This is a genomic window from Sinorhizobium americanum (assembly GCF_001651855.1).
GTDB lineage: Bacteria > Pseudomonadota > Alphaproteobacteria > Rhizobiales > Rhizobiaceae > Sinorhizobium > Sinorhizobium americanum.
Genome location: NZ_LNQC01000045.1, coordinates 164533 through 184913, shown reverse-complemented (window position 1 = coordinate 184913; position 20381 = coordinate 164533). Strand labels below are relative to the sequence as shown.

The 20381-nt window shown below is 64.8% G+C and carries 18 protein-coding genes; 10 read left to right on the top strand and 8 right to left on the bottom strand.

What is annotated here, in order from left to right; genetic code table 11:
- The first annotated feature begins 8 nt into the window (after positions 1-8).
- The 3 genes from ATC00_RS09340 to ATC00_RS09330 all read left to right on the top strand — a co-directional run bounded on the left by ATC00_RS09340 (position 9) and on the right by ATC00_RS09330 (position 3166).
- Complete coding sequence (locus ATC00_RS09340) at positions 9-1424, top strand: cytochrome ubiquinol oxidase subunit I (RefSeq protein ID WP_037378824.1); 1416 nt, start codon at positions 9-11, stop codon at positions 1422-1424.
- Complete coding sequence (cydB, locus tag ATC00_RS09335; protein ID WP_037378407.1) at positions 1414-2418, top strand: cytochrome d ubiquinol oxidase subunit II; 1005 nt, start codon at positions 1414-1416, stop codon at positions 2416-2418. Before ATC00_RS09340 ends, cydB begins: the two co-directional genes overlap by 11 nt.
- 442 nt (positions 2419-2860) lie before the next feature.
- Complete coding sequence (locus tag ATC00_RS09330) at positions 2861-3166, top strand: chorismate mutase family protein (protein WP_064252595.1); 306 nt, start codon at positions 2861-2863, stop codon at positions 3164-3166.
- 8 nt (positions 3167-3174) lie between these two features.
- Here ATC00_RS09330 and galE read toward each other — a convergent pair whose 3' ends face one another.
- From galE to mscL, 3 genes are all read right to left on the bottom strand, one after another.
- Positions 3175-4209 carry a UDP-glucose 4-epimerase GalE gene (galE, locus tag ATC00_RS09325; RefSeq protein ID WP_037378400.1) on the bottom strand — a complete coding sequence of 345 codons (1035 nt, stop codon included), beginning with the start codon at positions 4207-4209 and terminating at the stop codon, positions 3175-3177.
- Between the two features lie 178 nt (positions 4210-4387).
- Positions 4388-5554 (bottom strand): pyridoxal phosphate-dependent aminotransferase, encoded by a 1167-nt coding sequence (locus ATC00_RS09320; protein WP_037378397.1) that lies wholly within the window; start codon positions 5552-5554, stop codon positions 4388-4390.
- A 106-nt stretch (positions 5555-5660) separates the two neighbouring features.
- Positions 5661-6089 carry a large conductance mechanosensitive channel protein MscL gene (mscL, locus tag ATC00_RS09315; RefSeq protein ID WP_037378395.1) on the bottom strand — a complete coding sequence of 143 codons (429 nt, stop codon included), beginning with the start codon at positions 6087-6089 and terminating at the stop codon, positions 5661-5663.
- Positions 6090-6338: 249 nt separating this feature from the next.
- On the opposite strand from mscL, the gene ATC00_RS09310 reads away from it, so the two are divergent.
- Positions 6339-9845 carry a PAS domain-containing hybrid sensor histidine kinase/response regulator gene (locus ATC00_RS09310; RefSeq protein ID WP_064252594.1) on the top strand — a complete coding sequence of 1169 codons (3507 nt, stop codon included), beginning with the start codon at positions 6339-6341 and terminating at the stop codon, positions 9843-9845.
- Positions 9846-10051: 206 nt separating this feature from the next.
- Here the strand turns inward: ATC00_RS09310 and ATC00_RS09305 are convergent, their stop codons facing one another.
- On the bottom strand, positions 10052-10699 hold the full coding sequence (locus tag ATC00_RS09305) for a response regulator transcription factor (protein ID WP_037378390.1): 648 nt from the start codon (positions 10697-10699) through the stop codon (positions 10052-10054).
- 107 nt (positions 10700-10806) lie between these two features.
- Positions 10807-11238: a hypothetical protein gene (locus tag ATC00_RS09300; protein WP_037378388.1), complete on the bottom strand. Its 432-nt coding sequence runs from the start codon at positions 11236-11238 to the stop codon at positions 10807-10809.
- A gap of 120 nt (positions 11239-11358) precedes the next feature.
- Here ATC00_RS09300 and ATC00_RS09295 point away from each other — a divergent pair, with 120 nt between their 5' ends.
- Both ATC00_RS09295 and ATC00_RS09290 read left to right on the top strand, forming a co-directional pair.
- A complete protein-coding gene (locus tag ATC00_RS09295) occupies positions 11359-11706 on the top strand; it encodes a DUF952 domain-containing protein (protein ID WP_037378821.1) in 348 nt (115 codons plus the stop codon).
- Positions 11703-12791: a quinone-dependent dihydroorotate dehydrogenase gene (locus ATC00_RS09290; protein ID WP_037378386.1), complete on the top strand. Its 1089-nt coding sequence runs from the start codon at positions 11703-11705 to the stop codon at positions 12789-12791. The genes ATC00_RS09295 and ATC00_RS09290 overlap by 4 nt, the downstream gene beginning before the upstream one ends.
- Here ATC00_RS09290 and ATC00_RS09285 read toward each other — a convergent pair.
- From ATC00_RS09285 to ATC00_RS09275, 3 genes are read right to left on the bottom strand one after another with little or no spacing between them, the layout of a single operon-like run.
- Entirely contained in the window at positions 12767-14134 is a 1368-nt protein-coding gene (locus tag ATC00_RS09285) for an MATE family efflux transporter (RefSeq protein WP_064252593.1), read from the bottom strand. The two genes, ATC00_RS09290 and ATC00_RS09285, sit on opposite strands and share 25 nt — an antisense overlap.
- Positions 14135-14182: 48 nt before the next feature.
- Positions 14183-14686, bottom strand: coding sequence for a CAP domain-containing protein (locus ATC00_RS09280; protein ID WP_037378384.1), 504 nt, complete (start codon positions 14684-14686; stop codon positions 14183-14185).
- 2 nt (positions 14687-14688) lie between these two features.
- Positions 14689-14955: a DUF6460 domain-containing protein gene (locus tag ATC00_RS09275; protein ID WP_037378382.1), complete on the bottom strand. Its 267-nt coding sequence runs from the start codon at positions 14953-14955 to the stop codon at positions 14689-14691.
- 144 nt (positions 14956-15099) lie between these two features.
- Here ATC00_RS09275 and ATC00_RS09270 point away from each other — a divergent pair, with 144 nt between their 5' ends.
- From ATC00_RS09270 to pdeM, 4 genes are all read left to right on the top strand, one after another.
- Positions 15100-16038 (top strand): class I SAM-dependent DNA methyltransferase, encoded by a 939-nt coding sequence (locus ATC00_RS09270; protein WP_037378380.1) that lies wholly within the window; start codon positions 15100-15102, stop codon positions 16036-16038.
- 104 nt (positions 16039-16142) lie between these two features.
- A complete protein-coding gene (locus tag ATC00_RS09265; protein WP_064252592.1) occupies positions 16143-16778 on the top strand; it encodes a YitT family protein in 636 nt (211 codons plus the stop codon).
- Positions 16779-16850: 72 nt separating this feature from the next.
- The gene (locus tag ATC00_RS09260) at positions 16851-19406 is read left to right on the top strand and encodes a ligase-associated DNA damage response DEXH box helicase (protein WP_064252591.1); all 2556 of its coding nucleotides are present in this window, start codon (positions 16851-16853) and stop codon (positions 19404-19406) included.
- Between the two features lie 230 nt (positions 19407-19636).
- Positions 19637-20362, top strand: coding sequence for a ligase-associated DNA damage response endonuclease PdeM (gene pdeM, locus ATC00_RS09255; RefSeq protein WP_064252590.1), 726 nt, complete (start codon positions 19637-19639; stop codon positions 20360-20362).
- Positions 20363-20381 lie beyond the last annotated feature (19 nt).

The following is a 20381-nucleotide window of genomic DNA, read 5'->3' as shown; positions in this document are numbered from 1 at the left end:
TCGCGCCCGTGTTTGAAGCCTTCGATGCGACAGTGCTTGCGCGCATTCAGTTCGCCTTCACGGTCTCGTTTCACATCATCTTTCCCGCCTTTTCCATAGGACTCGCGAGCTATCTCGCGGTTCTCGAGGCGTTGTGGCTTTGGAAAAGGGACGAGGTCTACCTCGAGCTCTTCAACTTCTGGAAGACGATCTTCGCCGTCGCCTTCGGCATGGGCGTCGTCTCGGGCATCGTCATGTCCTATCAGTTCGGCACCAACTGGAGCGTGTTTTCGGATAAGGCAGGCCCGATCATCGGGCCGCTGATGGGCTACGAGGTACTGACGGCTTTCTTCCTCGAGGCAGGCTTCCTGGGCATAATGCTGTTCGGCTTGAACCGGGTCGGTCCAAGACTGCATTTTTTCGCAACCGCCATGGTCGCGCTCGGTACGCTGATCTCGGCCACCTGGATCTTGTCCGCGAACTCCTGGATGCAGACCCCGGCGGGCTTTGCAATGAACGAAGCCGGCCAATTCATTCCAGTGGACTGGTGGGCAATTATCTTCACCCCGTCCTTCCCGTACCGGCTCGTGCATATGGTGCTCGCCGCCTATCTGACCACCGCCTTCGTCGTCGGCGCCTGCGGAGCCTGGCACCTGCTGCGCAACACCGCCCCACGTCGCGCCCGCAAGATGTTCTCGATGGCGATGTGGATGGCAGCGATCGTTGCGCCTATCCAGATCTTTGCCGGCGACCTGCACGGCCTCAACACGCTCGAGCATCAACCGGCCAAGATCATGGCGATGGAGGGGCATTTTGAAAGCCATGAGAACGGGGCGCCGCTGATCGTCTTCGGCATCCCCAATTCAGCGGAAAAACGCATCGACTACGCGCTCGAGGTGCCAAAACTCGGGAGCCTCATTCTGAAGCACGATCTCGATGCGCCGGTCGCCGGTCTCGACTCGTTTCCCGAGGAACTCCACCCGCCCGTCGGCATCATCTTCTGGTCGTTCCGCGTGATGGTCGGCATGGGCTTGACCATGCTCGGCATCGGCCTTTGGTCGCTCTGGTGTCGCTACCGCGGCACACTCGCCACCAATGCCTGGCTGCATCGCATGGCGGTGGCAATGGGTCCGGCGGGGTTCGTCGCGGTGCTTGCCGGCTGGATCACCACCGAGGTCGGGCGGCAGCCCTATACGGTCTATGGCCATCTGCTGACGGCCGATTCGGTCTCACCCATCGAGGCGCCGGCCGTCGGCGCGTCGCTCGTCGCCTTCATCATCGTCTACTTCCTCGTCTTCGGCGCCGGTACATTCTACATCCTGCGGCTGATGGCTCGGCTCCCGCGCGACACCATGCCGGAACTCGACGAGGGGCCGCTGCGCACGGCCGGAGTCACCCCTGGCCCGGCAGCGTCCAAGCCCCATGGAGGCCCTCATGGCCATTGACCTGCCGTTCATCTGGGCCGCACTTATTGCCTTCGCGGTGCTCGCCTATGTGGTGCTCGACGGCTTCGATCTCGGCGTCGGCATTCTCTTTCCGTTCTTCCCGGAGAAGCACGATCGCGACGTGATGATGAATTCCGTCGCACCGGTATGGGACGGCAACGAGACTTGGCTGGTGCTCGGCGGCGGCGGCCTGATGGCCGTCTTCCCGCTCGCCTATGCCACCGTCCTGCCGGCGCTCTATGCGCCAATCATCGCCATGCTTCTCGGCCTCATCTTCCGCGGCGTCGCCTTCGAATATCGCTGGCGCACGCGGCGCGGGGAGTTTTTGTGGAACTGGGCCTTTGCCGGCGGCTCAACGCTCGCGGCCTTTTCCCAGGGGCTGGCGCTCGGCGCGCTCGTCCAGGGGATTCCGGTCGAGGACCGGGCCTATGCCGGCGGCTGGTGGGACTGGCTGACGCCGTTCTCGATCGTCACCGGCGCTGCGATCGTCGTCGGCTACGCGCTGCTCGGCGCGACCTGGCTGATCATGAAGACGCGCGGCGATCTTGCTGAGCGGGCCCGCGCGCTAGCCCTAAAATGCGCCTTCGCCACCGTCGCGGCTATGGGAATCGTCAGCCTCTGGACGCCGTTTCTCGAACCGGTCTATCTGCAGCGCTGGTTCGGCTGGCCGACGGCGATCTTCAGTGTCATCGTGCCGCTGCTCGTCCTCGGCTGTCTCTACCTGCTGCTCAAGGGCATCCAGCTGCGCCACGACCGCCAGCCCTTCATCGCCGCCCTCGGCCTCTTCCTGCTCGGCTATATCGGCATCGGCATCAGCTTCTATCCCTATATGGTGCCGCCGTCGCTCACCATCTGGGACGCCGCGGCGCCGAACGACAGCCTCGCTTTCCTGCTCGTCGGAGCGCTCGTGCTGGTGCCGATCATCCTCGCCTATACCGCCTATTCCTACTGGGTCTTCCGCGGCAAGGTCGATCCGGAAGAGGGCTATCACTGATGAGCGCGCTAGGGCGCAGGCTTCTGTGGTTCGTCGGGCTCTGGCTCGCCGGCGTCGCCGCCGTGAGCGTGGCCGGACTCGCAATCAAGCTTGCGCTCGGCAGCTAGAGCGAAATGGCTCACACACGTGCGCGCCGCCGCTCTATCTATTTGTTTTAGCCGCATTTGTGCAACGTCAGGTGTTTCCACCTGACTGCAAAATGCTTTAGGGAAAGCCCCGCTCAAGCTTGTGGGCCTACCGTCTGCCTACACATCGGCAGGCAATCGCCGACGGAGACAGGACCGCACCCTACTCCTCAGCGATCGCCTGCCGAGGTGACCAAGCAGCGGCCGGGCAACTCGCCACCGGCGCTGCGGCGGTTTTTCCCCTTCTCAGCCGGCATCCGCTTTGCTAGCAGTTCGGCGCGATGAAACGGGGCGATCTGCCCCGGCAGGAGCCGGACATGCCGAAGACCCCCGCAGAATGCACGACAATGGCGGATGTACGCGCTGAAATCGATCGGCTCGACCACGCTTTGATGGCGCTCTTTGCCGAACGCTGGGGCTATATCGACCGGGCTGCCGAGATCAAGCGTGCGCTGAACCTGAAGGCTGACATTCCGGCGCGCGTTGCAGAGGTCAGGGAGAATGCCCGCAGGCACGCGACCGAATTCGGCCTCGAGCCCGGCTTCTATGAGGGCTTGTGGACGCAGCTGATCGATCATGCGATCGCGCATGAGCGCAAGCTCCTCGGCGAAGACGAGGCATAGCCTCTCCTTCAGCCGTTGGCGACAAGGCGTCCGTCGTCGCCGCGGCCATCGTCGAAACTGTTCTTGCGGCTGAGATAGCCTTCCCAGTCGAAGGCGCTCTGTACGATATGTTCGAGGCTCGCATGGGTCGGGACCCAATCGAGCTTCAGCCGCGCAACGGTCGGATCGGCGACGACCTGGGCCGCGTCGCCCGGGCGACGCGGTGCGTAATCGATGCGGAAGTCGCGGCCGGAGACGTGCCGTACCGTGTCGAGGACCTGCAGCACGGAAAAGCCTTCTCCATAGCCGCAATTGCTGACGAGCGGCTCGCCGCCGGACCTCAGATAATCAAGCGCTTTCCGATGCGCGGCAACCAGGTCGCTGACATGGATATAGTCGCGAATGCCGGTGCCGTCCGCCGTCGGATAGTCGGTGCCGAAGACATCGACCTTGCGGCGCCTGCCGAGGGCGGCTTCGCATGCAACCTTGATGAGATGGGTGGCGCCGAAGGTCGACTGCCCCGCACGCCCCAGCGGATCGGCGCCGGCCACATTGAAGTAGCGAAGCGCCACGTAGCTGAAGTCATGCGCCGCCGCCGCGTCCTCGAGCATGATTTCCGACATCAGCTTGGAACGGCCATAGGGGCTTTCCGGACGCAGGGCCGCCGTTTCCTTGACCGGATCCGGCGTCTCCTGCGTGCCGTAGACGGCGGCCGTCGAGGAGAAGACGAAGCGGCGCACGCCGGCCTCTATCGTCGCGCCAATCAGCGTCCGCGTCTTTGCCGTGTTGTTCTCGTAATAGGCGAGCGGTTTGGCAACCGATTCCGGCACGACGGCCGAGCCGGCAAAATGGACGACTGCGTCGATCTCGTTCTCGGCAAAGATCCGCGCCAGCACCGCCCGATCGCCGACATCGCCGAAATAGAAGCGCGCCTCCGGCGCCACTGCCCAGCGGAAGCCGGTCGTCAGGCTGTCGAGCACGATGACGGTCTCTCCCGCGTCGAGCAGCGACCAAACCATGTGGCTGCCGATATAGCCCGCTCCGCCTGTCACCAATATCGCCATGGCTGCCTTCCACCCCCGATTGAACCCGGGAACAGGAAAGACGGGCGATGCTTACGGAATTGGTAAATCGGGGCGCCGGGGCCGCTCTTCACCGGCTATTCCTGCGGCGGTGGTTAAGCGCCCGCCACGGCATTCATTCGAATTTTATCGACCGACCCGCAACGGACGCAATCCTGGATCAGCGGTCGAGGATATAGGTGCGCAGACGGTCCGCGGCCTCTGCGATCTGGGCCGGGTCACGCAGGAAGCAGGCGCGCATGAACAGCGACCCGCCCTCGCCGAAAGCCGTTCCCGGAGCCAGCCCGACGCCGGTCTTGTCGACGATGTCGAGGGCCGCCTGGCGCGCATTCGTCACACCGTCGATCTTCAGGAAGGCGTAAAGCGCCCCGTCGGGCTTCAGGGTTTCGACGCGATTTGTAGCAATCAGCGTATCGCAGAGCAGGTCGCGGTTGCGTCGGGCCTTGATGACGTTGTCGTCGACGAAACCATCGCCTTCGTCCAGGGCGGCGACGGCACCGCGCTGCATGAATTGCGCGACCCCGGAGGTCGAATACTGGATCAGGTTCTCGAGCACCTGGCCCATCGCCGGCGGTGCGACGATCCAGCCGACCCGCCAGCCGGTCATCGCCCAGTTCTTGGAGAACGAATTGACGAACAGGATGCAGTCGTCCGCTTCCATGATGTCGAGGAACGACGGTGCGCGTCCGCCGAGATAGTAGTAGAGAGCGTAGATCTCGTCGGCGATGATCCAGACGCCATGCCTGCGCGCCAGCGCCAGGATGGCCCTGAGATCGTCGGGCGATGCCGTCCATCCGGTCGGATTGGACGGCGTATTGATGAACAGCGCCCGCGTCTTCTCGCCGATCGCCGCCTCGAGTCTGTCGAGGTCGAGCTGCCATTTGCCGTTCTCGAAGCGCAGCGGCACCGAGACCGGCCGAACGCCGGAGAGTTCCGCGGCGGCCGCGAAATTTGGCCAGGCGGGGGTCAGGAGCACCATCTCGTCGCCGGGCGCGGCGATCGCCTCGATCGCAAGCTTGATCGCCTGCATGCCGGATCCGGTGACGTAGAAATTCTCCGGCGCGAGCGTCTTCTGGAAGCGGCGCTGATAATAGCGCACCAACGCCTCGCGCAGCGGCGGGATGCCGCGTTGCCACGTATAGAAGGTCTGGCCGGCCACCAGCGCGTCGGCCGCTGCCCGGCTGATGAAGTCCGGCGTCGGAAGATCGCCCTCGCCGACCCAGAGCGGAATCAGGCCGTCGCGACCACGGGCATAGTTCACCACTTCGACGATGCCGCTTTCGGGCGCCGCAAGAGCGCGGGGACTAAGGCTGGTCATGGTCGTCATCGGCGGCGGCCTCCTGAATTGCCCGCCGCTTCTAGACGTTTTCGCACCCGTGATCACACGATTTTCTCTGACGAACTTATCGATTTCTGTGATGATTTCGCTGCCGTCAGGCGCGCTGCTTCAAGATATCCCGTATTTCCGACAGCAGCCGGACATCCTCAGGCGGCGGTGCAGCCGGCTCCGGTGCCTTCTCCCGTTCCACGGAGGCGCGGATGCGGTTCACCCCCTTGACCAACAGGAAGATGATCCAGGCAAGGATCAGGAAGTTGATGAGCACGGTGACGAAGCTGCCGTAGGCGAAGACGGCGCCCTGCTGGCGGGCCGCGGCAAGCGTCGGTGCTGTGACATTTGCAGAGAGCGGCAGGAAATAGTTGGAGAAATCGAAGCCCCCGCCGGTAATCGCGCCGACGACCGGCATAACGAGGTCGTCGACGACCGAGGTAACGATCTTGGTGAAGGCTGCGCCGATGATCACGCCGACCGCCAGGTCCATCACATTGCCGCGGGCGATAAACTCTTTGAATTCGTTCAGCATACGTCTCTCCGTGAAATCCCCGTGGTGGAACGATCGGCGGACGCCTGTCCCGGGCGGCAACCGCTGGTAGGAAACTAGACCAAAGCCGGGTTCGAGGAAACCGGGCTTGGTGACCAAGGCGATCCGCAGGACCATGTCGGCCGGCGCGGCAAGGGCGGCAGTGCTGTCCCGTCTTGGACTTAAGATGCATAAAGCAGCCAATTCTCAATGGGATGGACTTGCCCTATGCTGCCCGTCGAGGAGTGAGGCATGCTTTCGGGTTCGGTCATTTTCGCCTCGGCCTTCGCCTATCTGCTGCTGCTCTTCGCGGTCGCAAGCTACGGCGACCGGCGGGCCAGCAGAAGCAGGATTGCGAGCAAGGGCAGGCCGCTGGTCTATGCGCTGAGCCTGGCGATCTACTGCACCTCCTGGACCTATTTCGGCGGCGTCGGGCTCGCTGCCGAGCAGGGGCTCGAATTCACCGGCATCTATATCGGGCCGATCCTGATGTTCACGCTCGGCATGCCGCTGATCCGCAGGATCGTGCGGCTCGCCAAGACCGAGAAACTGACCTCGGTCGCCGACTTCGTGGCGGCGCGCTACGGCAAGAACCCGGCGGTGGCGGCGATCGTCGCGCTGATCTCGCTGGTCGGCGCCATTCCCTACATCGCCCTTCAGCTGAAGGCGGTATCGAGCTCCGTCGCCGCGATGATCGACACCAGCGACTACGGCATCGGCGCGGGCGAAAACTTCATCGACCTGCCGCTGCTCGTCACCCTCTTCCTCGCCTGCTTCGCGATCGTCTTCGGCACCCGCCACACGGATGCGACCGAGCACCAGGACGGGCTGATCCTGGCGATCGCGATGGAATCGGTCGTCAAGCTCGTCGCCATGCTGACGGCGGGCTTCTACATCGTCTTCGTCCTCTTCGACGGGCCGGCAAACCTGTTGGAGGCGGCCCGGCAAAGCCCCGCCGTCCTTTCCGCCCTCGAATACCAGACGCCGGCCGCCCGCTGGATCCTGCTGATCGTGCTCTCCGCCTTCGGCATCATCATGCTGCCGCGGCAATTCCACGTCACCGTCGTCGAAAACCGCACCGAGAACGAGCTGCGCACCGCCGGGGTGCTATTTCCGCTCTATCTGATCGCCATCAACCTCTTCGTCCTGCCGATCGCCATTGCCGGCATCCTGACCTTCTCCGGCTCCGGCGACGCCGACCTCTACCTCCTGGCCCTGCCGCTCGCCAGCGACGTGCCGTTGATCACGCTCCTCACCTTCATCGGCGGCTTTTCCGCCGCAACCGCGATGGTCATCGTCGCCTCGGTGGCGCTGTCGATCATGATCTCAAACGACATCGTCATGCCGGTCTTTCTGCGCCAGCGGCTCGGCACCCGCGGTGCGCTACAGGAAAGCGTGGCCGGGACGCTGCTCAACATCCGCCGCACGGCAATCTTTGTCGTCCTGCTGCTCGGCTACGGCTACTATCGCTCGGCAGACATGAGCTCCGGCCTCGCCTCGCTGGGGCTGCTCTCCTTCGCCGCGATCTCGCAGATGGCGCCGGCACTCATCGGAGGTCTCGTCTGGCGGCAGGCAAACGCCCGCGGCGCGATCGCCGGAATGGTCAGCGGCTTCCTCGTCTGGGCTTATGTACTGTTCCTCCCGAGCCTCGGCGGGCCCGACAATTCTCACGTGGCCTCGACGATCCTGAGCTTCCTCCTGCCGTTCACCGATCTGTTTTCGGGGCCGCAGTCCGATCCACTCGTCAATGCGTCGGCCCTCAGCATGCTGGTCAACGTCAGCACCTATGTGCTCGGCTCGCTGACGCGGGCGCCAAAGCCGCTCGAGCGCTTCCAGGCCGGCGTTTTCATCACCCGCCGCTCGCGCACGGAACGGGCCTTCCGCGGCCGCAAGACGAAGGTGACGGTACGCGACCTCAAGACTACGATCGCCCGCTACATGGGCGAGGAGCGCATGCAGCGCTCGTTCCACACTTATGAGCAGCAATCCGGCCGCTGGCTCGACGAAAACGCCTCCGCCGACATGGCCCTCGTCCATTTTTCCGAGCAATTGCTCGGCAGCGCCATCGGTTCCTCCTCGGCCCGGCTGGTGTTTTCGCTGGTGCTGCAGCGAATGGACGACACCTCTTCGGACACCGCCTGGCTGCTCGACCAGGCGAGCGAGGCCCTGCAGCATAACCAGGACATGCTGCAGACGGCGCTCTCGCAGATGGACCAGGGCATCGCCGTCTTCGACAATGCCAGCAACCTGATCATCTGGAACCGCCGTTTCCGGGAACTGCTCGATCTGCCCGAGGCGGCCGGCCAGGTCGGCTTCCCGCTTGCCGACATCGTGGCGATCCTGGCGCGCCGCGGCGACATCCGCAAAGACTATGAAAAGACGCTGGTCGCCAACTTCCTGACGCTCGACAAGCCGTTCCTGCTGGAACTCGGCAACGGCGCCCGCATCGTCGAGGTCCGGACAAACGCCATGCCCGACAAGGGCATCGTCACCACCTATACCGACATCACCCCGCGGGTCGCCGCCGACATGGCGCTCAAGCAGGCGAACGAAACGCTGGAACTGCGCGTCGCCGAGCGGACGAGCGAGTTGACGCGGGTCAACAAAGAACTTGGCGAGGCGCGCGCCGCCGCCGAAGACGCCAATATCGGCAAGACCCGCTTCTTCGCCGCCGCCGGCCACGACATCCTGCAGCCCCTGAACGCGGCGCGCCTCTACTCCTCCTCGCTCGTCGAGCGGCTTGGAGATTCCGACAACAGGGCGCTTGTCCAGAACATCGATTCTTCACTCGAATCGGTGGAGGCGATTCTCGGTGCCGTGCTCGACATTTCCCGGCTCGATACCGGCGCGATGAAACCACGGCTGCAGACCGTGCCGCTCGATGATCTGTTGCGGCGCATCGAGACGGATTTCGCCCCGATGGCGCGGGCGAAGGACATCGAGTTCACGGTCATGCCGACCTCGCTCGTCGTGCGCAGCGACCCAAACCTCTTGAGGCGCGTCGTCCAGAATCTCGTCTCCAATGCCATCAAATACACGCTTGAGGGCAAGGTGCTCGTCGGCGTGCGCCGGCACAGGCAGACGGCGACGATCGAGGTGCTTGACTCCGGCATCGGCATCCCGGCGTCGAAGTTCCGCACCGTGTTCAAGGAATTCGCGCGCCTCGATGAGGGCGCGCGCACCGCCTCCGGCCTTGGCCTCGGGCTTTCGATCGTCGACCGCATCTCGCGGGTGCTCAACCATCCGGTCAGCCTGCAATCGGAACCGGGAAAGGGCACCGGTTTCAAGGTTGCCGTACCGCTTGATACCAGCGCCGCCGAGCGGATCAGGCCGCAGCCGGTCACCGCGCCGAAGTCGAGCGACGCGCTGACCGGGCTCACCGTCCTCTGCATCGACAACGAACCGAAGATCCTCGAGGGCATGGCGCTGCTGCTAGGCGGCTGGGGCTGCACAGTCACGACGGCGGAATCGGTTGCCGCCTGCGACAAGATGGGACCGGACGACCTGCCGCTGCGGCCCGACGCGATCGTCGCCGACTATCACCTCGGCGATGGCACCGGCATCGAGGCGATCGCTTCGATCCGCGCGCGCTGGAAGGAGAGCATTCCGGCACTGATGGTGACCGCCGACCGCACCCCGGAAGTCCGCGGCGCCGCCGAGCGCGACAGCGTCTCCCTGCAACACAAGCCGGTGCGCCCTGCCGCCTTGCGCGCCTGGCTGACGCAGCTTGCCGCAGCGGCACGGGCGGCGGCGGAGTAGCAGTCGTTCCGCTGGGTCACAATTCTTGCCCCTCACCGCCTGCCGGCACCGTCTCCTCACACGTGGGGCGAAGGGACGCGCGGCTCGCTCCCGGTCCCCCGAATGCGCCGGCGAGAGAAGCGAGACGTGGCGGCATGCCCCTTCTCCCCGCCTGCGGGAGAAGGTCGCGGCAGCGGGATGAGGGGCCAAAGCCGCAAGCGGGATCGCTAAGCCGCCGCAACGCTCCCGAGTTTTGAGAGCTGAATGACCGCCTGGGTGCGGCTGTCGACATTGAGCTTCAGCAGGATCGCCGAGACATGCGCCTTGATGGTCGCCTCGGAGACGCCGAGCTCGTAGGCGATCTGCTTGTTGAGCAGGCCCTCGGCGAGCATCGACAAGACACGCGATTGCTGCGGCGTCAAGGTCTGCAGGCGATGCAGGAGGTCGGCCATTTCCGGCTCGTATTCCTGGTTCCGGTCGTAGCCGGCCGGCACGAAGATCTCACCGGCCATGACCTTGCCGATGCCGTCGCGGATCTCCTCGATGCCGGCCGATTTCGAGAGGAAGCCCGCCGCTCCGAGATCGATGGCGCGGTGAATGGTCGCCGGATCGTCATGGGCCGAGACGATCATCACCGGCAGGCTGGGGAACTCAGCGCGCAGGGCGATCAGGCCGGAAAGGCCGCTCACCCCCGGCATGGTCAGGTCCAACAGCATCAGGTCGGCATCGGGGTAGTCCGCCGCGGCCTTGCGGGCGGCGGCGAAATCACCGGCCTCGACGACGGCGGGCGCGCCGGTCATGCCGCTCAGCGCCTGGCGCATCGCGCCGCGGAACAGCGGATGGTCGTCAGCAATGATGATGGTCATGTCGGGCATGATGACGCTCCCTCCCAAGAGCCCCGGTGCAGCATTCAGGATGCGGCATATTTCCTTCACCGATTGGCTTCGTCCTCCACACGCCATTCGGTGATTGTTCAGGACGGTCAGGTCTTGTCGGGGATCGGTCCACCTTCGTCGGTGGTATCGCGACCTTCAAGCTCCTTCACGATATCCATGAACTTGCGCATCATTCTTTCCATGATGCTCATGGTCCGGTCAATCTCTTCGTCGGTCGGAAGATCGGGTTTCGCGGCTGCCGCCCCGCTCTGCACAGCCTTTTCCAGGGCCTCGACCCGTTTCGTCAGAAGGTCGAGTTCCCGCTCGAAGGCAGCGCGCTCGTCGGCGGCCATGCGGCAGACGAGCTCGCCGTTCTTCTCCTGGCAGAGGGTGACCTCGCCGGTCTCGGTGTCGAGGCGGGCGAATCCCGTCTCCGATTTCTCCATGCTGAACCGCCCCGGAGCCGGCTCCTGAGCTCCGGTGGGAAGGAACCAGCCAAGTCCCAGGCCGAAGACGAGCGCTGCAACTACCTTCCTCATGACATCCTCTCCCTCGGAGACTGACGGAAATCCGCGTTCAATCCGGTACACCGCGGTGGACACGCGCCGTTATTTGCGGCAAGGCCATGGCTCGGAATCATGACGGACGAGCGGACAAAGATGAACGCTACCATATACAAGATCGTTCCGGCACTTCTATGGCAGGAAGCCAGGCGGGCTGGACAATTCGCGGGCGCGCCCGTCGATCTCGCCGACGGCTTCATTCATTTCTCGACGGGCGAGCAAGTCGCCGAAACTGCGGCGCGGCATTTCGAGGGCCAGACGGATCTTCTCATCGTCGCTGTCGACGCGGGGGCGCTCGGCGACAAGCTCGTCTACGAGCCGTCGCGCGGTGGGGCGCTGTTTCCGCATCTTTACGGGCCACTGATGCTCGACGCTGTGTTGTGGGAAAAACCCCTGCCGCTCGGTGGGGACGGCACGCATGTTTTCCCCGAGCTCGCACCATGACCGGTGCTCTCGAACGCCTCGCCCGCCGCGGCCTGTTCCTCTTCGATCCGGAAACCGCCCACGGGCTTTCGATCAAGGCGCTGAAGAGCGGCGTCGTGCTGAGCTGTGCCGCGCCTGCAGATGCCAGGCTCACGCAGACCATTGCGGGTCTCGTCTTCCCGAATCCGGTCGGCATGGCCGCCGGCTACGACAAGAATGCCGAGGTGCCGGAGGCCCTGCTGAGGCTCGGATTCGGCTTCACCGAAATCGGTACGGTGACGCCGCGGCCGCAGCAGGGTAATGACAAGCCGCGGATTTTCCGACTGGTCGAGGACGAGGCGGTGATCAACCGGCTCGGCTTCAACAATGACGGTCACGGGGCGGCGCTGGCGCGCCTTCAGGCCTGCTCGCGCCACGCGCTGATCGGCGTCAATATCGGCGCCAACAAGGACAGCGCCGACCGGGTTGCCGACTATGTCGCCGGCATCCGCACCTTCCATGCCGTCGCTCGCTATTTCACCGCCAACATCTCCTCGCCGAACACGCCGGGCTTACGCGACCTGCAGGCGCGGGAAAGCCTGACGGCGCTGCTTTCGGCCGTGCTCGCCGCCCGCGACGACGAGGCCGCTAAGGGCGGAAGACGGGTTCCGGTGTTCCTGAAGATCGCCCCGGATCTCACCGAGGAAGGCATGGACGACATCGCGGCGGAGGTGCTGGCGCACAATCTCGACGGTTTGATCGTCTCCAACACGACGCTGTCACGCGAAGGTCTCAGGGACCAACGCCAGGCAGAGGAGACCGGCGGCCTTTCCGGCAAGCCGCTCTTCGAGAAATCGACGGCGGTGCTCGCGCGGATGCGCAAGCGCGTTGGGCCGGACCTGCCGATCATCGGCGTCGGCGGCGTCAGTTCGGCGGAGACGGCGGCGGAAAAGATCCGCGCCGGCGCCGACCTGGTACAGCTCTATTCCTGCATGGTCTATGAGGGGCCGGCGCTTCCCGGCCGGATCGTCCGCGGCCTTTCGGCGCTCTGCGATCGCGAGAAGCTTGCCTCGATCCGCGACATCCGCGACAGCCGTCTCGACTATTGGGCAGAGCGGAACGTCTGAGCGGCGCGCCGCGGCAGCAACATAACCAGGAACAGGCCGCGCAGCAGCAGGAACAGGTTGAGCCCCGCCCACAGGCCGTGATTGCCGAAGACCGGCACGAGAATGGCAAGGGCGGCGCCATACACGATAAAGGCGGCCAGCATCATGTTGCGCATGTCGCGCGACCAGGTGGCGCCGATGAAGACGCCGTCCATCAGGAAGGCCATGGCACCGGTGAGTGCCGTCAGCGCCGCCCAGGGCATGTATTCATAGGCGAGCGCGCGCACATCCGGCGCCGTCGTCAGAAGATCGACGAGCGCATTTCCGAAGGCGAGGAAGAAGACCGTCGTCAACAAAGCGAGCCCCAGAGACCATAGCGCGGTCATCCTGAGTGCGCGATCGAAGGCCGGACGATAGGCCGCGCCGATCGAGCGCCCGGTCAGCTGCTCGGCCGCATTGGCGAGGCCATCGAGATAATAGCCGGCGACCAGGAAGATGGTCATCAGCACGGCATTGGCTGCAAGCGTCACCGGGCCGAGGGACGTGCCGATCCGGGTCATCAGCGTGAAGGCGGCGAGCAGCACGAAGGATCGGATCATGATGTCGCGGTTGAGCCCGAAGAGCGCCTTGAGCCGGTCACCGGCGAAGATCGTCGCCCAGTCCGGCGCGTCCCTTTTGTCGAACCGGCCGTAGACGATCGCGAAGCCCGCGAGCGCACCGATCAGCTCGCCCGCGACCGTGCCGATCGCAACCCCTGCCACGCCCCAGCCGAGGACCAGTCCCAGCAAAATCGACAGCACGATGTTGGTGCCGTTGATGATGGTCTGCAGCAGGAGGCCGATCGAGCCCTCGCCGCGACCTAGGACGAATCCGAGGATGGCGTAATTGGCAAGCGCCGCCGGGCCCGAAAGAATCCGATAGAGAAAATAGGTGCTCGTGACTGCCGCCACCTCAGCGCCGGGCGCCATCAGCCACAGACCGAGTGCGAGCAGCAGCGGCGACAACAGGATGACGGCGATGCCGCAGAAGAGCGCGATCACCATCGAGCGCCAGAACACCGCCTGCTGTTCGCGCCGGTCGCCGCGGCCATAGGCCTGCGCGACGAGGCCGGTGGTCGAGGCGCGCAGGAAATTGAAGGTCGTGAAGATCAGATCGAACAGGACGGCGCCGACCGCGAGGCCGGCGAGCATCTCCGCCCGGCCGAGCCTGCCGACGACGCCGGTGTCGACGAGACCGAGGAGCGGCGTCGTCAAAAAGCCAAGCGTCATCGGCAGGGCGATCGAAAAAACCAGCCGGTTGGTGACGTCGAACGGACCCGCTTCGCGGGCAAGCCTTTCGCGCTCAAGGCTTTCCATGGCAGACATCGTCGCTATCCCGCGGCCGTCTCCGCAAGGCGATCTTGGGGAATCAACTCAGCCGGACAGCACCATGGCCCAATAGGGTCGGTTTCCGGAAGCGCTATTTTGCGCCACCGCCACGCCCATGCCGCGATAGCTGCCGAGCATGTTTTGAAGGTGCTTCGGCGAATTGAACCAGGCTTCGTAGGCCCGCTCGGCGTTGTCCTGGCCCATGGCGATGTTCTCGGCGGCCGGAAGGGTGACGCCATCGCCCTTCATCCGATCGGCAAAATCGTCGCGCCAGCCGATATTGTGCTTCATCTTGCCGGCGCGTGCCATGCGGGCGGCCTGGTGCATGGCGGCGACGGACGCGGCCGGGTCCCGCGCGAGCGTCGTCAGCCCCCTCCCCTTGCGCAGCGTGTTGACGTAGCCGAGCGTCGCCTCGGTCTCGTCGCTGCCCGTGCCGTCGTCGGGTGTAAGGAGGCCGGAGGTCGAGCAACCGGCGAGGAGCCCAAGCGATATTACGGCACCGGCACGCAGAATGAGCCGCCTGCGGGGAAGAAAGAACTGGTCCTGCATGCTTAGCGCCGATAGCTGAAGAGACGGAGGATAATGAAGGCAGGAATGACCACGGCCGCGCCCAGCAGCAGGTAATCGCCGACGCGCCCAAGCGCCGCGAAGCCGGTGCGCCAGAGGTCGACGACGAAGTCGCGGATGCCGTCGAGAAGGTCCATGGGACGCCAGTCGAAGACGGTCATGACGAAGCCGACAAGGATCGACACGACGACGAGCTTGACGAGCACGCGCAGCGGTGAATCACCGAGAAATTTGTTTACGCCGTCCGACATCAGCGAAGAATTCTCCTGTTTCCCTTCACATAAGCCGCTCTGCCAGCCCTCGCAAGCCGCGCGAAACGCGGTCTTCCAGATTCCGCTTGTGTTTTCCCGCGTCCGGCGCCAGAAGCGTCCGTCGCAAACCAACCCGTCACCCTCATGGCCGCAAACCAGCTTTCCTCCGGCGATCTGATCGCCGATCGCCGCGCCGACTATGCAAAGATGCTTGCCGAAAGCGGCGACCATCAGGGCGCGGCCGAGCTCATGGCCCAGGCGCTGGAGCTCGTGCCGAACTGGGCGGCCGGATGGTTCCGGCTGGCGGACTATGAGGAGAAATCGGGCCGAAAAGAGGCGGCAGTCGCGGCCTTGCGCAACACGCTCCGCCTCAACCCAGGGGATATTTTCGGCGCCAGCCTGAAACTGGCCCTGCTCGGCGCAGCCGACACGCCGGAGCAGCCGTCGAGCACCTATGTGGAGCGGCTTTTCGACGACTACGCCGAGCGCTTCGATCAGGCGCTGGTCGAGAAACTCGGCTACAGCGTTCCGGAAAAGCTTGCGGCGCTGATCGAACGCGCGACCGGCGGGTCCGGTTTCCGCCATGTCACCGATCTCGGCTGCGGCACCGGGCTCTTCGGCGAGCGCATCCGCAGCCGCGCCGCCTTCCTCGAGGGCTTCGATCTCTCGGCCAATATGCTCTCCAAGGCGGAAGGCAAGGCGGTCTACGATCGGCTGGGCCAGGCGGACCTGTCGCTGCCGCCAAGCGATTGCGGCATCTTCGGCGAACTGGCGGAAGGGCGCGCGGATCTCGTCAGCGCCGCCGACGTGCTGATGTATCTCGGCAATCTCGAAAGCGCCTTCGCCGTCGCGGAGCGGCTTCTGGCGCCGGGGGGGCTGTTTGCCTTCTCCGTCGAGGACTCGGCGGACGAGCGCGACTTCCTGCTCCGGCCATCGCTGCGCTATGCGCATTCGGAAGCCCATGTCGTTTCCCTCTGTGCCGCTTTTCGCCTCTCGATGATCGCCGTCGAGCGAACGGTCATTCGCATGGATGCCGGCCTGCCGATTGACGGCATCCTGTTTCTCGCCCGCAAGCCTGCATGAACCGCAACGCTGGCCTGCGAAAATAGGTCAGTATTGCTTACATATTTTTCTTGATTATTCTTGTGCGCCGCAGCAAATGATGGAGCTCTTCGCGGGAGTTCACCATGGCACAGACGAGCAGCGTTTTCGGTCTCTGGAATACCAGTCCTACACGGCACACGCCGCTCGAGGATGTGCAGGGCGTGTTCTCCGGCAGCCTCGTCGCCGCCCTCGGCCTCTATTTCCTCGCCAGTGCCGGATTGCTGACCGGAAGCACCGCCGGCGTCGCCTTCCTGCTGCACTATGCCACCGGCGTGAATTTCGGTCTCGCCTTCTTCCTGCTCAACCTGCCGTTCTTCTACCTGTCGCTGAAGCGGCTCGGTACCGCCTTCACGCTCAAGACGTTCATCGCCATCGGTCTCACCTCGGTGCTCACCGACGTGCAGTCGCGGCTTTTCGCGATCGATCAGATCCATCCCGGTTGGGCGGCGCTTCTCGGCGGGCTGCTGCTCGGCTACGGTGTCCTGGCGCTCTATCGCCACCGCGCCAGCCTCGGCGGCGTCGGCATTCTCGGCGTTTATCTGCAGGAGCGCTTCGGCATCCGGGCCGGGTTGGTGCAACTGGCGATCGACATGGTGGTTCTGGCTGTTGCCTTCGCGGTCACGACGCCCTGGGTCGTCCTGTGGTCGGTGCTCGGCGCCGTCGTTCTGAACCTCTTCGTGGCAATCAACCACCGCGCCGATCGATATATCGCGCTTTGAAGCGTGGATGGCCTCGCAACAATTGCGGGATGAAGAGGTACAGGCTTCTCTTTTGCCGCGTTTGATCTACCTTTGTTCCCCGTGAACAGGATAGATCCCCCATTGCCGGAAAGCGACGCCCTGACGTTGCCGGCGCCTTTTCTGCGATGGTTCGCTGAAAAGGGCTGGCGGCCGCGCGCCCACCAACTGGAACTGCTGTCACGGGCCGAGGGAGGGGAAAGCACGCTGCTGATCGCGCCAACCGGTGCGGGCAAAACGCTAGCCGGATTCCTGCCGTCGCTGGTCGATCTCACGCGGCGCGGCAAAATACCGCCGGGCTCCGCCTTCGTCGGCATCCACACGCTCTATATTTCGCCGCTCAAGGCGCTCGCCGTCGACATCGAGCGCAATCTGACGAAGCCGGTCAGCGAAATGGGCCTGCCGGTCAGGATCGAGAACCGCACCGGCGACACGCCGCAGGGCAAGAGGCAGCGCCAGAAGCTGAACCCGCCCGACCTGTTGCTGACCACGCCGGAGCAGCTTGCGCTGCTGATTGCCGATGGCGAGGCGGAGCGCTTCTTCAAGGTGCTTCGGTATGTGGTACTCGACGAGCTGCATTCGCTCGTCACCTCGAAGCGCGGCCATCTGCTTGCCCTCGGACTGGCGCGGCTGCGCCGCTTGGCGCCCGGGCTGCAGACGATCGGCCTTTCGGCGACGGTGGCCGAGCCGATGGAACTGCAGCGCTGGCTGGTCGGCCAGCCTCCCGGCGAGCGAAACCATGCCGGATTGATCACCGTATCCGGCGGGGCAAAGCCCGAAATTTCTATCCTGCGCGGCGAGAACCACGTGCCCTGGGCGGGGCATTCGGCCCGCTACGCGATCCCGGACGTCTATGCGGCAATCAAGCAGCACGGCACGACGCTGCTCTTCGTCAATACGCGCAGCCAGGCGGAGATGCTCTTCCAGGAGCTCTGGACGATCAACGACGACAACCTGCCGATCGCGCTCCACCATGGCTCGCTCGACGTCGCCCAGCGCCGCAAGGTAGAGGCCGCGATGGCCGAGAACCGGTTGCGCGCCGTGGTCGCCACCTCGACGCTCGATCTCGGCATCGACTGGGGCGACGTCGACCTGGTCGTCCATGTCGGCGCCCCGAAGGGGGCGAGCCGGCTGGCGCAGCGGATCGGCCGGGCCAACCACCGCATGGACGAGCCGAGCCGGGCGATCCTCGTGCCGGCCAACCGTTTCGAGGTGATGGAATGCCAGGCCGCCCTCGACGCCAATTATATCGGCGCCCAGGATACGCCGCCGGTCGGCAGGGGCGCACTCGACGTGCTGGCGCAGCATGTGCTCGGCATGGCCTGCGCCAGACCCTTCGACGCGGTCGAGCTTCATGACGAGATCACCACCGCGGCCCCCTATGCCGATCTTTCCTGGGAAACCTTCGAGCGGGTCGTCGACCTCGTCGCCACCGGCGGCTACGCGCTTCGCACCTATGAACGCTACGCCCGCATTCGCAAGACGAAGGAAGGGCTGTGGCGGGTTTCCAATCCGATGGTGGCGCAGCAATACCGGCTGAATGTCGGCACGATCGTCGAATCGCCGATGCTGAACGTGCGCATGGTGAAGCGGAATGCGCGCGGCTCGCTCGGCCGCGGCGGCATGCCGCTCGGCAAGGTGGAGGAATATTTCCTCGAAATGCTGTCGCCGGGCGATACGTTTCTCTTCTCCGGCAAGGTGCTGCGCTTCGAGGGCATCCGCGAAAACGAATGTCTCGTTTCGCAGGCCTTTTCCTTCGACCCCAAGGTGCCGAGCTATGCCGGCGGCAAGTTCCCGCTCTCCACCTATCTCGCTGCCCAGGTGAGGCAGATGCTTGCCGACCCAACGCGGCGCGCGGCGCTGCCGGATCAGGTGCGCGACTGGCTGGTGCTGCAGGGCGACATTTCGATGCTGCCCCGCGAGGACGAATTACTGATCGAGACCTTCCCGCGCGGCAGCCGTCACTACATGGTCAGCTACGCCTTCGAAGGACGGCTCGCCCACCAGACGCTCGGCATGCTGCTCACCCGCCGCCTCGACCGGGCCGGCCTGAAGCCGCTCGGCTTCGTCGCCACCGACTATTCGCTGGCCGTATGGGCGCTCGACGATCTGGGCGCGGCGTTCCGGGAGCGGGCGCCATCGCTGGCGCAACTCTTCGACGAGGACATGCTCGGAGACGATCTGGAGGCCTGGCTGAACGAATCCTTCCTGCTGAAGCGCACCTTCCGCACCTGCGCAGTGATCGCCGGGCTCATCGACCAGCGCCATCCGGGCAAGGAGAAGACCGGCCGGCAGGTCACCGTTTCAGCCGACCTCATTTACGACGTATTGCGGATGCACGAGCCCGACCACATCCTGCTCGAAGCGACCCGCAACGACGCGGCGGCCGGACTTTTGGACATTGGCCGCCTCGGCTCTATGCTCAAGCGAATCAAGGGACATATCACCCACCGCCAACTCGACCGCATCTCGCCGCTCGCCGTACCCGTCATGCTGGAAATCGGCCGGGAATCGGTTCACGGGGAAGCGCAGGATTTCCTGCTCACGGAAGCGGCGGCCGATGAGTTGATCAACGAGGCGATGGGAATCGGGCACGGTGCAGGCGAATAGGAAAGCGGTATGAGAGAAACTCGCCGGCTCATTCGGAGTGAGGACCCCTCCCCAACCCCTCCCCACGAGGGGGAGGGGCTCCGGTGCGGCACCGATTGGCCCCTTCCGACGGTTCTGCGGGCGCTTCAAGCCAAAACGACGTGCGGAGGGCGCGGCAACCTAGTCCCTCCCCCTTGTGGGGAGGGGTTGGGGAGCGGTCTTGTCCTACATCCGAAGATGTCGAGGTAACGATGCACCGCCTCCTTCACGCGACATCGGCTCCAGCGACGGGCGCCTTCTTCCAGGCGCGCACGATGGTCAACGGCATCGCCGGCATCTGCGATCCGCTCGGCGGCCTCTTTCTGCCGGACACCCGAACGCTGGTCGTGTCCGACCTCCACCTCGAAAAAGGCTCCGCCTTCGCCAGGCGGGGGATGATGCTGCCGCCCTATGACACGCTCGCGACGCTGCGCATTCTCGAGGCCATCATTCTTCGCCACGATCCCGCGACGGTGATCAGCCTCGGCGACAACTTCCATGACCGGCGCGGATCGGCAGCGATGCCGGACAGCTTCCGCCAGATGATCGCCGCGATGGCCCGCGGCCGCGACTGGATCTGGATCAACGGCAATCACGATCCGGACGGCACCTCGGGACTGCCCGGAGCGTCGATGGACGAACTGCGCCACGCCGGCCTTGTCTTTCGCCACGAACCGTCGATGGTGGACGGCCTCGGTGAAATCGCCGGCCATCTGCACCCCTCTGCGACAGTGAAGCGCCGGGAAAGATTCATCCGGCGCGCTTGCTTTGCGACGGATGGCAGCCGCCTGCTTATGCCCGCCTTCGGCGTCACCACCGGCGGGCTCGATCTCCGGCACCGGGCGATGGGCGGCCTTTTCGAGCGCGAGCGGCTTGTCGCCCATATGCTCGGCCGCGACCGGATCTATTCGGTGCGCTTTGCCAACCTCTTGGGGTAGAGCGGGATCGAGGAAAAGG

Excerpts from the sequence above, each read along its gene's own strand:
- ATC00_RS09280 (WP_037378384.1), bottom strand. The coding sequence starts at position 14,686 with ATGCAGGACCAGTTCTTTCTTCCCCGCAGGCGGCTCATTCTGCGTGCC.
- ATC00_RS09275 (WP_037378382.1), bottom strand. The coding sequence starts at position 14,955 with ATGTCGGACGGCGTAAACAAATTTCTCGGTGATTCACCGCTGCGCGTG.
- ATC00_RS09265 (WP_064252592.1), top strand. The coding sequence starts at position 16,143 with ATGGCACAGACGAGCAGCGTTTTCGGTCTCTGGAATACCAGTCCTACA.
- mscL (WP_037378395.1), bottom strand. The coding sequence starts at position 6,089 with ATGCTGAACGAATTCAAAGAGTTTATCGCCCGCGGCAATGTGATGGAC.
- ATC00_RS09285 (WP_064252593.1), bottom strand. The coding sequence starts at position 14,134 with ATGTCTGCCATGGAAAGCCTTGAGCGCGAAAGGCTTGCCCGCGAAGCG.
- ATC00_RS09305 (WP_037378390.1), bottom strand. The coding sequence starts at position 10,699 with ATGCCCGACATGACCATCATCATTGCTGACGACCATCCGCTGTTCCGC.
- pdeM (WP_064252590.1), top strand. The coding sequence starts at position 19,637 with ATGCACCGCCTCCTTCACGCGACATCGGCTCCAGCGACGGGCGCCTTC.
- ATC00_RS09330 (WP_064252595.1), top strand. The coding sequence starts at position 2,861 with ATGCCGAAGACCCCCGCAGAATGCACGACAATGGCGGATGTACGCGCT.
- ATC00_RS09310 (WP_064252594.1), top strand. The coding sequence starts at position 6,339 with ATGCTTTCGGGTTCGGTCATTTTCGCCTCGGCCTTCGCCTATCTGCTG.
- ATC00_RS09290 (WP_037378386.1), top strand. The coding sequence starts at position 11,703 with ATGACCGGTGCTCTCGAACGCCTCGCCCGCCGCGGCCTGTTCCTCTTC.
- cydB (WP_037378407.1), top strand. The coding sequence starts at position 1,414 with ATGGCCATTGACCTGCCGTTCATCTGGGCCGCACTTATTGCCTTCGCG.
- ATC00_RS09300 (WP_037378388.1), bottom strand. The coding sequence starts at position 11,238 with ATGAGGAAGGTAGTTGCAGCGCTCGTCTTCGGCCTGGGACTTGGCTGG.
- ATC00_RS09270 (WP_037378380.1), top strand. The coding sequence starts at position 15,100 with ATGGCCGCAAACCAGCTTTCCTCCGGCGATCTGATCGCCGATCGCCGC.
- ATC00_RS09320 (WP_037378397.1), bottom strand. The coding sequence starts at position 5,554 with ATGACGACCATGACCAGCCTTAGTCCCCGCGCTCTTGCGGCGCCCGAA.
- galE (WP_037378400.1), bottom strand. The coding sequence starts at position 4,209 with ATGGCGATATTGGTGACAGGCGGAGCGGGCTATATCGGCAGCCACATG.
- ATC00_RS09295 (WP_037378821.1), top strand. The coding sequence starts at position 11,359 with ATGAACGCTACCATATACAAGATCGTTCCGGCACTTCTATGGCAGGAA.